The organism is Chloroflexota bacterium, assembly GCA_020850535.1.
Taxonomy (GTDB): Bacteria; Chloroflexota; UBA6077; order UBA6077; family JACCZL01; genus JADZEM01.
Genome location: JADZEM010000098.1, coordinates 1 through 12,599, shown reverse-complemented (window position 1 = coordinate 12,599; position 12,599 = coordinate 1). Strand labels below are relative to the sequence as shown.

The window sequence follows — 12,599 nt, the reverse complement described above, 5'->3', positions numbered from 1 at the left end:
GCTGGGAGCGGAAGCCGCCGGTGACCTTGCGGTGGATGACCGAGGGGCGGAGATCTTGCTCGGAGGCGTTGTTGGTGGGTGGGACGTCTGGGCGGTCGAAGAAGACGAACAGGCTGGCGCGGTGCTCGTGATAGCGTGCCTGGAGGCGGCGGGCGTTCGCCGTGTCGGGCTGGTCAGGGAGGAAGGTCCGGAAGACGCCGCGGTCAATGGTGTTCTCGATGCGGCGTCGGCGCCGGGTGAACGCGTCGGGCGTCAGAGTGTCGCGGATGCCGTGCAGATGGATGGCCCGCCAGAACAGGTGGCGCAGCTCGATCACCCAGACGCGCCCGGCGTAGCCGTCCGCCTCGACGGCGTAGGTCAGGTTCCGGATCTGGTGCGACAGGCAGAGCTGGTGGGTGTCGGCGTCGACCTGGAGCTGCGGGCTCCAGAGGTCCGAGACCCAGGTCTCGGGGCGCGTCTCTCCGAGGAAGGCCGCGAGCACCTCGTCGTTCCGCCGGGGCACGATCACGTGATAGCTGGCCTCGGGGGTCTGAAACACCCACTGCCAGGCCGTCGTGCCGGCCACGCGCGCCCCGGTCTCGTCCGAGCCGATCACCAGACCTGCCCGGACCTCGGCGCCGATCGCCTCGTAGGCCGGCCGCGCCCGCTCCGCCAGCCGCCGGAGCGCGTTGTCGATCCCGCAGCTCTGCCTCAGGGACGGTGGGGCTGGCGTTGTTGATGCAGTTCTGGCCGCTTCGGTCGTTGCCGCGAACGTCCCGGATCGGGTGATAGCTAGCAGCGCCGTTGCTTGCTTCACCGACCCATTGGCTCACTGCTGGCCTTCCCCAGAACCTCAAGCTCGCGGCGCGCCCTGGGCTCCGAGGACAATGCGAAGCCCCTGACCGGTCGGGCCAGGGGCTTCGTCGATGTGCTCGATCGGGCTGCCTACGCTCAGAGCCGGCTGCCTGCGCCCAGAGCCGGCTGCCTACTCCCAGGTCAGCCGGTCCACGTCCTCCAGCGTCCCGAGCGTGTCCATGAACCGGTACTTGATCAGTGGCGGGCGGCGCGGCTGGTACGCTTTCGGGTCCGAAAGCTTGCGGTCCACGGAGGCCACCAGGACGTGCGGACCCGCCGTGTCGAGCATCCGACTCAGGTGCGCCATGAAGTCCGTCATCGAGTCCACCCGGGCGGCGCTCGTGATGCCGCAGCCGCGCGCCACCGCCGCCAGGTCGATGCCCGACGCCGTGTGCGTCGGCTGGCCACCGGTGATCTGGTACGCTCCATTGTCCAGGATCACGATGGCGAGGTTCTTCGGGCGGTAGCTGCCCACCGTCGCCAGCGCGCCCAGGTTCATCAGCACTGAGCCGTCGCCCTCGATGCAGACGATCCGGTCGTTGGGCCGTGCCCGCGCCAGCCCGAAGGCGATGGGCACGCCGGCCCCCATCGAGCCGCGCATGTAGAAGTTCTGGGGCCGATCCCCCGCCGCAAAGACATCATTGGTGGCGTTGCCGATGCCCGTCACCACCAGCTGGTCGGTCAGCGCGTCCACGAAGGCCCGTGCAAGCTGCTGCCGGTCGATCAGGTTCTCGGTCCGTGCGGTCCCGCTCACAGCGACTTCCCTCCTGACAGCAGCGGCGAGACGATGACGGCGATGGGCCGGTCCGTAGAAAACGCCAGCTTGATCGCCCCCGTCATGATGCGCTCGACCTCCTCCTCGCGCTCCAGCGTGAAGTGCTGGATGCCGAGGCCGTCGAGCGTGGGCCGCAGCGCCTGCCCCATGCCGACCTGGACCGTGTTGAACTCGCCAAGCTCGCCGCGCTGCGAGATCAGCATGAGCATCGGGAACTGGTATGGCACCGTCAGCGAGCCGAGGATGTTGGCGCAGTTGCCCAGGCCGCTGTTCTGCATCAGCAGCGCACCGCCCTTACCGCCCAGGTACGCTCCGGCCAGGATCGCGACGCCCTCCTCCTCGCGGGTCGGGATGAGCACGTCGAAGAACGGATCGGCGTCAAGCTGGCGGATCAGGCCGGTCAGGACGGTGTCCGGGATGTGGACGATGGTGTCAACCCGGTTCGCTTTGAGGCACGCCAGCACGGTTTCAGCCCATGCCATACACAACATCTCCCTCGCTGGAGTCGTATGGTGATCGACGCAGCAGGTCAGCCCTGGATGGCTCGCCAGCCTGCCGATCCCCCGTGCCGATGGGGTGTCCACCCAAGTGTAGCCTGACGGCGAGCGCTCGTCGGCGTACACAGCAGCAGCCCCCGGGTCAGCATGACCGAGGGCTGCTGCTGAAGAGAGGCACGCGGGCGGTGGAATGGGCGCGGGGTTCAGCCGTGGAGCAGTCCCGTCAGGACGCCTTTGCTGTTCGTGCGGTGATCCAGACTTCGACGTTGCCCGGCGAGTCCTCGACGGTCTGGTAGTGACAGCCAAGCGCGTCGAGCTTCGGGTAGAGATGGGTCGGGCGGCGGTTGTGCCGCACCACCAGGGTCTGCTCGGGGCCGAGGTCTCGGAGCGCTTCCAGAATCCTGATCATCGGCAGCGGCGGCGTCAGCTGGGTCACATCGAGGGTGCGACGGTCGGACGTGGGGGTGGGATCGGTGGCGCCCTCCTGCGTCGCCTCCCCGTGTGCCACTGCTCGCTCAGACTGCAGCTCACGGCACGTGCACGATCCGAGGATGACCTGCGCGAGGTCAGTCTGTGACATTGATCGTGCCCTTCATGCCGGCTTCCTTGTGGCCAGGGATCGTGCAGACGTACTCGTAGACGCCCTTCGCCGTCGGGGTGAACTCCAGGGTCGCCGTCTGGCCGGTCCGCGCAACGGCCTTCAGGTCCGCCGCTGGCTTGTTCGCCTTGAGCGTCGGGAAGGCGATGTCATGCTCGATGGCGCCCTTGTTCTCCAGGACGATCTTGACCGGCTGGCCGACCTTCGCCTGGAGCGTCGGCGGGCCGAACTTCAGATCGGTGGCCTGCACCTTGATCTCGACCGGGGCCAGCGCAGCACCGGGCGCGGCCTGGGCCTGCGTCTGCACCTGCACGGCCGGGGCGGCGATACCAGGAGCGGCCATGATGCCAGCGCGCGGGGCCGGGATCGGGAACTGGATGCCGTTCGCGGACATCAGGAATCCGGTGATGCCTGCGCTGAGAATGAAGCCGGTCAGGAGCGCCATCATCACGCCACTGAAGTCGATGCGATTCATCGTCGTGCTCCTCCTCGGCCCGCCGCCGCGCGTTCGGGGGCGGGCCGCCTGTCCGTGTTCGATGAGCGATCAGCGAGCGATCAATGGCCGGGGGCGTCGTGGCCGGGGGTGTGCAGCACTTCGAAGACGTCGGGGTTGGCCGTGCCTTCGACATCGAGCATGCCGACCGCGCCCTTGGTCATCCGACCGAGGCTGTGATCGACCAGGACGTAGGTGCCGGGGTAGTCCACGGTGAACTCGGTCATCGTCGCGCCGCCAGCCGGCACCAGGGTCGTCTGGACGTTGCGCTGGTGGTCGCTCAGCGCGCCCTCGGGGGCGACACGGTCGAAGATCTCGCCGATGACGTGGAAGCTCGACGTAATGTTCGGGCCGCCGACTCCGAAGAAGATGCGGACCTTCTCGCCGACCTTCGCCTTGAGCGCGTTCTGCCCGGTGAGCGCGCCGACGGACCCGTTGAACACGATGTGGCTGGGGTGCTCGTCGGTCATGTTCTGCATGGCGAAGTCGTGGACGCCAGCCTCGGTGCGGTCGCCATCCAGGTAGAAGTCGCCCTGCATCACGTAGAACTCGTGGTCAACGGGCGGCAGGCCCTCCGGCGGCTCGACCACGATCAGGCCGTACATGCCGCTCGCGATGTGGTGCGGCACCAGCGGCGTCGCGCAGTGGTAGACGTAGACGCCAGGGTTCATCGCCTTGAAGCGGATGGTCGCGGACTCGCCCGGGGCCAGCTGGGTCGCCTTCGCGCCGCCGCCGGGGCCGGTCACCGCGTGCAGGTCGATGCTGTGCGAGACCTTGCTGGTCGGGGAGTTCTTGAGCGTCAGCTCGACGGTGTCGCCCTGCCGCACGCGGAGCATCGGACCGGGGACGGTGCTGCCGAACGTCCAGTAGGTGTAGGCGACGCCGTCATCCATCATCGCCGTGACTTCGGTCGTCTCGACCTCGTACTTGACCAGCTGCGGTCCGCGCTGTGGGATCGGCGCTTCGATCTTCGGCTGCGCCAGGGCGGTCAGGCCGGCCGCTGACGGTCGATTCTTGATCGTCGCAACGGCGGTGCCGACGGCGTTGGCGGTGGTGACGGCCACGTCAGGGGCCGGCGCCTGGGGCACGTTGATGGCCGGGCCGCCCGGCTGGGGGACCGTAACCGACGGTCCGAGGGGTTGCGGGCGGGCCACCAGGCTGGCGGCGAAGAGCGCCCCGCCTACGATCCCGGCGGTGAGTCCACCAATCACAGCGACGGTCGTGCTGCTCATCTCTATCCTCTCTCTGGCCTGCGGCTGGCCCTGGCGGCCGGCGTCAGCAGTGCTTGATGAGAGGATTGCGCAGATTCGCCCGACTCGCCCGACCCGTGAGGGTGGTTTCCGGCCTACACGTCAGGGTGGGACGTGGCAGGGGCGCGGGTAGGTCGCGTCCGGCACGGCGTGTCTGGTAGGTCGTATCGGGCTCGTCGCGTCAGATGGGCAGGGCGCGTGACCGTGTGCGGAAGGGCGCGTGGCCGTGTGCGGAAGGGCGCGTGGCAGGGCAACCTGCTGGCCGGTGGCTCATCCGCCGGTCGCTTGATCCATGCCTCGGCGCAGCGCGTAGGCGACCACCTGCGCCCGGTTGTGCAGGTGCAGCTTTTGAAGAATATTCTTGAGGTGGTACTTCACGGTGTTGTCCGAGACCACCAGCGCCTCGGCGATCTCGCGGTTCGACGCACCTTTGACGACCAGGGCCAGCACCTCGCGCTCGCGGGCCGTGAGCGGCTCGACCTCGTCGGCGGGCGCGCCGTCCGGGCCAGCGGGCGCGCGTGGCGGCACGGCCGGAGCAGGCGCGTGGGCTTCCGGCGTGGGGCCGGTCGGCGAGAGGGGGCGCGTGGTCGTTCCTGGCGCGGCGTTCCGGGCCGTTCTCGCCAGCTCCGCCAGGATTTTCGCGGCCAGGACCGGCGAGAGCGCGGCCTCGCCACGCGCCGCGGCCTCCAGGTGGCCGATAAGCTGCTCCGGCGGGAGATCCTTGAGCAAGTACCCCTGTGCGCCCGATTTGACCGCTTCGAAGACGTCCGCCTCGGCCTCGGATGCCGTCAGGATGACGATGACCTGCTCCGGCAGCTCGGCTTTGATCAGGCGGGTCGCCTCCAGCCCGTCCATCTCCGGCATGCTCAGATCCATCAGCAGCACGTCCGGCCGGACCTCGCGGGCCAGTCGCAGGCCGTCGCGGCCGGTGCCGCCCTCGCCCACGATCTCGACGCCGTTACTCATCAGGTAGCTTTTCAGCCCCTCGCGCAGCAGTCGATGGTCGTCCACGAGCGCCACACGCAGCATAGTCCCCCTCCTGCCCGCTCGACGGCCGCGCCAGGGCGGCCGCCATCCCCTCACAGGATCCGGTCCGCGCAGGGACGCACGCCTCGCAGCGCATCACTCGTTCAGGTGGGGCGCGCGCGCAGGCGCGTGTTCCCTACCCGTTCGGGTGTGGTGCGTGGCCATGGTCCGGGCGCATCGTGGTGATACCACACGCGGGCGGCACGTCCGCGAATCGCCAGTCCAAGGAACGCGAACATGACCGGTACCGCACCGTCCTCCGTCGTAGCCCAACCGTTCTTCTACCTTGCGGACCTCACGCAGACCGTCGAGATCCCGCCGGACGGCACGCTGAGCCGCACGGTCTACGGTGACGACTCGATCAAGGTCGTCCTGTTCGGCTTCGACGCCGGCCAGGAGCTCTCAGAGCACACGTCGGCCCGCCCGGCCCTGCTCCAGGTGCTCGCGGGTCAGGCCCGTCTGACCCTCGGCGGCGAGTCGTTTGAGGCTGGCCCGGGCGCGTTCGTCCACATGGCGGCCGGGTTGCCGCACAGCGTCTGCGCGGTCACGCCGCTGGTGCTCCAACTGACGCTGCTGCCGCCGTCCGCCGACGCCTGACCCCGCCGGCGCGGCTCAGCGGTAGTTGACCAGGGCTGTCAGCACGAACGGCTGCCCGTCGACGATCGTGCCGTCCGCAGCGAGCCGCTCGATCTCCCCCTCCGGCAGGCCGGCCTCAGCCAGCACCGCCCGGCTGTGCTGTCCGATGCCCGGCGGCTCGCAGATGCCAGCCTGCTCCGTCCGGCTGAACCGGGCGTAGCGGTGGGGCACGAGGTACGGTCGACCGTCCGGGAACTGGCACTCCAGCAGCAGGTCGGCGTCGGCCAGGGCGGGGTCGCTGGCCAGATCCAGCGGCTGGCAGGCGGCCACCGCCGGGATGCCGGCGCAGCGGAGTCGCTCGAGGATGGCCATGCGTGGCAGCGCGGCGATCCGCCGCTCGATGTCTGCGGCGCTCGCCTCCCGGCCGCTGACTCCAAGCTCCAGCGCCTCGGTCAGGGCCGCCAGGTCAGGGGCCTGGACTCGCAGCCAGCCGTCCGACGCCCGATAGTAGCGGTCCGCGCAGTCCGGACCGTTGAAGTCGCGCGCGCCACGCTGGGCCGGCGTTCTGCCCTCGAAGCGCAGCAACTCGCCAGACTGCATCGTGAGGGACGAGGCTGCCAGCGACGTCCAGGTGCGCTGCCCCTTGCCGCTGACGCCCCGATGGTACAGCCCGAGGCAGACGGCCAGGACCGCCGTGACCGCCGCCACCACGTCGTTGACGGGGATCGTGAAGAACAGCGGGTCACTGTCGCCGCCCTGCGCCCGCATCATGCCGCTCATCGCTTGCAGCACGGGGTCGAACGCCGGACGGTGCGCCTCTGGCCCGTTCTCGCCGAACCCGGCAATCGAGAGCGTCACGATGCCAGGGTTGATGGCGGCCAACGAGCGGTAGTCGGCCTTGAGGCGGGCTGCGACCCCGAGCCGCGAATTGTCGATCGCGGCATCGGCGTGGGCGGCAAGCTGGTGGAATGCGCGCTGCCCGCCTGGCTGGCGAAGGTCGATGGCGAGGCCGCGCATACCCCGGTTGTAGACGAAGCCGGTGTCGCGGAAGGCGTCGCCGGCCGGCGCTTCAACCTTGATCACGTCCGCGCCGAGGCCGGCCAGGAGCGAGCCGGCGTATGGCCCGGCCAGGATCGTGCCGAGATCGAGGACGCGAATGCCGGCCAGCGGACCCCGGCCGTCCGCTTCCACCGGGCGTTCATCGGGCGGCGGCGTCCACATCGGGACGGCGGCCGTCCGAGGAGACCACCGGCCGGCCGTCTCGGTGTGCGCGCCGAGGCGCGGGGCGGGGGTCCGGATCTGGCCGGGCGTCGCCTCCAGCCCGATGCAGAGGCTCGGCATCATGACCGGACCGCGCTCGGGATCGTCCAGGGTGATCCGCAGCTCGTTGGCGTCGATCTGCGGGTGATCGAGCCAGACATCGCGCTCGAAGAGGGGGCCGGCCGGGCAGTCGCCAACCTCCAGCGCGTTGAGCCAGGCGTCGCGCGGGCGGCTGGCGAACGCCTCTGACAGCTTCTCGCGGATCCAGACGCGGTTCGCCGGCTCGATCATCCGGCTCGGAGCGTTCTCGATGCGCGGATCGGCGTGGATGTCCCCCACCCCGAGCGTCTTGAAGGCGTTGGCCTGAAACTTGGGGGTCAGCGCCGCCAGGAACAGCCACTCGCCGTCGCCGCACCGATAGGTCGTGTAGGTCGGATGGCGTCCGCCGGGGCCGACATCCGTCGTGGCGACGGGCTGGCCGGGGTCGATGACGAACGAGCCGGGGCAACTGGCGATGACGCCGTGCAGCCCCGAGACGGTCACGACCTGCCCGAGTCCAGAGCGCTGCCGCTCGACCAGCGCCGCCGTGGCGCAGGCTGCCCCCCACACGCCCTGCTGGTACAGCGCGACGGGGTAGATCAGCTCGATGGGGTTGCCGTCAAAGGAGGACTGGCGGCAGGACGGGCCACCGCTCGCCGAGAGCAGCCCGTGCGACTCCTCGCCGCCGGCCCAGGGCGTCTCGCCGGGATGGTACGGGGGCATGTGCAGGACGACGAGGCCGGGATTGGCCGCTCCGGCCGCACCGATCGGGGCGAGATCCGGGGTGATGCAGACGTCCGCTCCGGCCAGGAGGTGCCCGAGCCGGTCCCGGTCAGCCACACCTGTCAGGTCGAGCACCATGCTCTGCTTGTTGCGGCCCCACATCGCGAAGCCGGGCAGGCGGCGGGCCGGATCGCCGGCTGGCGGCTCGACCTTCACGACCTCCGCGCCATAGTCCGCCAGCAGCATGCCGGCGTACGGCCCGGCGATGCCGGTGGACAACTCGACGACGTGGATGCCTTCCAGTGGCCGCATTGACACTGCCCCGCAACGAGATGGCGTGGTCCCGCCATTGTACGCGAGCGGCGGCTGACCGCGCGGCGCAGGGGCACGAACTCAACTCCGTTCAGTTTGGCGGCCGTCGGGCTTCCGTACCACGAGCGGCAGCGGGTGGACCCGCATGCTGACGGTCCGACTCGCTGCCGCTCGCGGTACGGATGATGTCCTATCTGAAGGGCAATGGGGGCATGGACCTTGCATCCTGAGATCGTGCTACGCCGACCGGGCCTGCCGTCCTGGCGCCCGCCCTTCGGCCTCGTGCTGCAACACCCGGATGCGTTCTGCAAGAGGCCTCTCAATGAAACTGACGCGACTCGCCGTCTTTCACCCCGTCATCGCGTTGACCATCACCGCCGCCGTGGTCATCTTCGGCGTCGCAGCGTACTTCACGTTGGGCCTGGAGCAGAATCCCCAGGTCAACGTGCCCATCGTGACGATCACCGCGCCGTATCCGGGGGCCAGCGCCGAGTCCGTCGAGGAGAGCGTCACACGTCCGATCGAGGACGCCGTGGCCGGCCTGGGCGGCATCAAGACGATCACGTCCAACTCGCAGACGAGCGTGGCGAGCATCGTCGTCGAGTTCCAGGACGGCACGGATGTGGATGTGGCGGCCGGCGACCTGCAGCAGCGGATCAGCGGCATTCGCAGTACCCTGCCACCTGAAGTCGAAGATCCGAGCTACGCCAAGCTCGACTTCAACGATGTCGCCGTGCTCAATCTCGCGGTCACCGGCGAGGGCACGCCCGACCCGCTCGAGCTGTACCGCGTGGCCGACGACATCGTGCGGCCGAACCTGGAGACGGGCAGCGGCGTCGGGCGGGTCGTGGTGGTCGGCGGGCAGGCGCCCGAGGTCCACGTTGACATCCTGCCGGATCGACTTCGTGCCTACGGGCTGACCGTCAACGACGTCACCAGCGCCGTGCAGAGTCAGTTCGTCAGCACGGCCGGCGGGCGCTTCACGAATGCTGGCGCGACGCAGCAAGCGCCAGTCCGCATCAGCACGCGCGGCCCCGACCTGACGGCCCTCGGAAACGTGCCCGTCAGCGCGGCTGGTTCGTCGGCTCCGGTCGGCCTGACTCTGGCGAACGTGGCCAATATCTCGGTGGCCGGCGAGGAGGCCCAGCAGATCCTGCGCGTCAACGGTCAGTCGGCAGTTGGCTTGCTGGTCTACAAGCAGTCCAACGCCAACATCGCCCAGACCGTGGACGAGCTCAAGCCCCTGATCGCCCAGCTCCAGAGCCAGCTTCCGAGCGGGTATCGCCTGGAGACGATCATCGACCAGAGCACGACGGTCCGCCAGACGGTGCGCGGCGTCGAGGAGGAGCTGATCCTCGCCGCGATCATCACCGGCGTCGTGCTGTTCTTCTTCCTGCACAGCCTCCGCTCGACCGTGATCGTCCTGATCGCGATCCCGATCTCGCTGCTGATCGCGCTGATCGTCATGAAGCTGACGGGCCTCACGCTGAACAACATCAGCCTGATCGGCCTGACGACTGCCATCGGCGTGCTGGTGGACGACTCGATTGTGGTGCTGGAGAACATCCACTCCCACCTGGAGCGCGACGAAGATCCCCAGACGGCCGCCATCGAGGGGCGCAGCGAGATCGGCATGGCGGCTATCGCGATCACGATGGTGGACGTGGCCGTCTGGGGACCGATCATCGTCCTGAGTGGCATCGTGGGGGCGTTCCTGCGGAGCTTCGCCATCGTGATGGTGGCGGCGGTGCTGGCGTCGCTGGTGGTGAGCTTCACGCTGACACCGTTGATCGCCTCGCGCTGGCTGGCGGCCGTCGAGGGGCGCTCGTTCTTGACACGCATCGCCCAGTCGTGGGAGCCGCTGTACCAGCGGATGGCGCGGGGCTACGCTCGCCTGCTCTCCTGGTCGTTGCGGCACCGGCTGGCAGTGATCGGTCTGACCGGCCTGGTCTTTCTCTCCAACGCCCTGATTCTGCCGTTCATCGGCACGGAGTTCGTCCCAGAGACCAACGCGACGACGGCCTCCGTCGTGGGTGAGCTGCCGCCAGGGACCGCGCTGGAGGCGTCCGGACGGGCGGCCCAGCGCTGGGAGTCGATTGTCCTCGACAAGACCTACTTCCCGGACGTTCAGACGGTGTACACCCAGGTCGGGCGGGCCGAGGCAAACGAGGATCCGCGCCTGATCACCCTGACGCTGGCGCTGACCGGCCCGAAGGACCGGGTCCGGACCAGCCAGGAGATCGCGCGCGTGGTGGCCGATGCCGGCGCGGAGTTGATCCCGGATCTGCGGACGCGGGTCGCGGCCAGCGGCGCAGGCGGGACGGGCCAGCCGCTGCAACTCAACGTCTTCGCCAGCGACCTGGATCAACTGGCCCAGCTTGCCGCCACGGCGCAGCAACAGCTCGCCGCGCAGCCCGAGCTGGCCGACGTGACGAGCAGCCTCGCCGTTGGCCCCGAGGCGACCGTCACACCACAGGCCGCGCGGCTTCAGGACCTCGGCCTCACCGCGCAGGCCGTCAGCAATCTGGTGCGCGTGGCGCTGGAAGGGACCGTTGTCGGACAATGGACCGAGCCGGGCGGGCAGGACCGTGACGTGCGGGTCGGCTTGCCGGCCGAGGTCCGCTCGAATGTCGATGCTATCGGCAGCCTGCCCCTGGTCGAACGGCAGGGCATCCCGGTCACCCTCCGACAGGTTGCCACCGTCTCCACCGACCAGAAGCCGACGCGCATCACGCGAGTCAATCGGCAGCGGACCGCGACGCTCGGCGCGCAGCCGAATGGCGTGCCCCTGGGCGCGGCCACAGAGGCTGCGACCCGCACGCTGAACGGCCTGAATCTGCCGGCCGGTGCGCGTTGGGAGCTGGCGGGGACGGCTCAGACGCAGCAGGAATCGTTCACGCAGCTTGGGCTGGGGCTGGCCGCCTCGGTGATCCTGATGTTCATGGTGCTCTCGATCCTCTACGAGAACTGGCTTCAGCCGTTGCTGATCCAGACGGCGCTGCCGCTGGCGACGGTCGGTGCGTTCCTGGGGCTGCTGGTCTTCGGCCAGACCCTGAGCCTCCCGACGTTCATCGGCCTGATCGCGCTGTTCGGGCTGGTCGGCAAGAACAGCATTCTGCTGGTGGACCGTGCAAACCATCTGCGCCAGGAAGGCATGGACCGGATAGCGGCACTGGAGGAGGCCGGCCAGAGCCGCCTTCGCCCGATTCTGATGACCTCCGCCGTGCTGATCTTCAGCATGCTGCCGGTGGCGCTCAAGCTTGGCGAAGGCGGGGAGGGGCGCGCGCCGCTCGGAGCGGTGCTGGTCGGCGGCATGCTGACCAACACGTTGCTGTCCCTGGTCTACGTGCCAGTCGCCTACACCTACTTCGACTCCTTCGGGGTGTGGCTGGTGGGCCTGTTCCGCCGAGGGGCCGGCCGCCCTGGCTGGCGCGGTGGGCTGCAGCAGTCCGTGGACGGCCGACGCAGCGCGGACGGGCGCGCGTCAGCCGCCCCCACGACGGCCGGTCGCTGAGAATCTCGACCTAACCAGGTCCAATCTGAGAAACCGCGGGCACGCATCGCAGAGACAACCTCCGACACGTGCCATGTAGATTCCGTCGTCCTGGCCCGCCGGCGCGTTTGGAGGATGACGGCTAGCCCTCGTTCTCGGCCTTGCGCCACTCGACGTAGCGCGCGTGGAGGTCCTTCCCCGCCCAGAACGCCACCAGCCAGCCGAACAAGAGCCACGCCATGTGCAGGTCGTCCACGCCGTCTCCTCGCAGGCCGCCGGGGGCGGCCGAGATTTGGCGGACTATACCGAGCCTGCTCGTAGCCTGCCAAGAAAAGCGGCGGGCGCCCAGGGCGATTGCATGTTGATGTCGTCGTGCCGCCGCGTCGGGGCTTGAAAGCCCCGCCTACGATCCTGCAGTCGCTGCGCGACGCTCCAGTCGCACCAGCCCCTGCCGTTCCCCACGGCCGTCGCGCAGCGACGGCGTGACTGTAGGCGGGGACTTCAGTCCCCGACCACCCGTTCCATGATGCTTCGGGGACACCAATGAACATGCCATCGCCCTGACTGATTCGTCCGGGCGATTGCACGTTGGGCGGGTCGTGCCGCCGCGTCGGGGCTTGAAAGCCCCGCCTACGATCCTGCAGTCGCTGCGCGACGCTCCAGTCGCACCAGTGCCTGCCGTTCCCTGCGGCCGTCGCGCAGCGACGGCGTGACGGTAGGCGG

General features: G+C 69.2%; 10 protein-coding genes. 2 read left to right on the top strand and 8 right to left on the bottom strand.

Going from position 1 to position 12,599, the window contains the following annotated elements; all coding sequences use genetic code 11:
- From IT306_14010 to IT306_13980, 7 genes are all read right to left on the bottom strand, one after another.
- Positions 1–796, bottom strand: a 796-nt coding sequence (locus IT306_14010) for a transposase (protein ID MCC7369539.1), incomplete at its 3' end; no start/stop codon positions are given.
- 168 nt (positions 797–964) lie between these two features.
- Positions 965–1,588, bottom strand: coding sequence for a hypothetical protein (locus IT306_14005; GenBank protein MCC7369538.1), 624 nt, complete (start codon positions 1,586–1,588; stop codon positions 965–967).
- On the bottom strand, positions 1,585–2,100 hold the full coding sequence (locus IT306_14000) for a decarboxylase (GenBank protein ID MCC7369537.1): 516 nt from the start codon (positions 2,098–2,100) through the stop codon (positions 1,585–1,587). The genes IT306_14005 and IT306_14000 overlap by 4 nt, the downstream gene beginning before the upstream one ends.
- 229 nt (positions 2,101–2,329) lie before the next feature.
- Entirely contained in the window at positions 2,330–2,686 is a 357-nt protein-coding gene (locus IT306_13995; protein MCC7369536.1) for a DUF2249 domain-containing protein, read from the bottom strand.
- Positions 2,673–3,179, bottom strand: coding sequence for a cupredoxin domain-containing protein (locus IT306_13990; GenBank protein MCC7369535.1), 507 nt, complete (start codon positions 3,177–3,179; stop codon positions 2,673–2,675). The genes IT306_13995 and IT306_13990 overlap by 14 nt, the downstream gene beginning before the upstream one ends.
- Positions 3,180–3,259: 80 nt before the next feature.
- Positions 3,260–4,429, bottom strand: coding sequence for a nitrite reductase, copper-containing (gene nirK / locus IT306_13985; GenBank protein ID MCC7369534.1), 1,170 nt, complete (start codon positions 4,427–4,429; stop codon positions 3,260–3,262).
- A gap of 288 nt (positions 4,430–4,717) precedes the next feature.
- Complete coding sequence (locus IT306_13980; protein ID MCC7369533.1) at positions 4,718–5,476, bottom strand: response regulator transcription factor; 759 nt, start codon at positions 5,474–5,476, stop codon at positions 4,718–4,720.
- Between the two features lie 234 nt (positions 5,477–5,710).
- On the opposite strand from IT306_13980, the gene IT306_13975 reads away from it, so the two are divergent.
- Positions 5,711–6,070, top strand: coding sequence for a cupin domain-containing protein (locus IT306_13975; GenBank protein ID MCC7369532.1), 360 nt, complete (start codon positions 5,711–5,713; stop codon positions 6,068–6,070).
- A 15-nt stretch (positions 6,071–6,085) separates the two neighbouring features.
- Here the strand turns inward: IT306_13975 and IT306_13970 are convergent, their stop codons facing one another.
- Positions 6,086–8,383 carry a CoA transferase gene (locus tag IT306_13970; GenBank protein ID MCC7369531.1) on the bottom strand — a complete coding sequence of 766 codons (2,298 nt, stop codon included), beginning with the start codon at positions 8,381–8,383 and terminating at the stop codon, positions 6,086–6,088.
- Between the two features lie 322 nt (positions 8,384–8,705).
- On the opposite strand from IT306_13970, the gene IT306_13965 reads away from it, so the two are divergent.
- Positions 8,706–11,897 carry an efflux RND transporter permease subunit gene (locus tag IT306_13965; protein ID MCC7369530.1) on the top strand — a complete coding sequence of 1,064 codons (3,192 nt, stop codon included), beginning with the start codon at positions 8,706–8,708 and terminating at the stop codon, positions 11,895–11,897.
- Positions 11,898–12,599 lie beyond the last annotated feature (702 nt).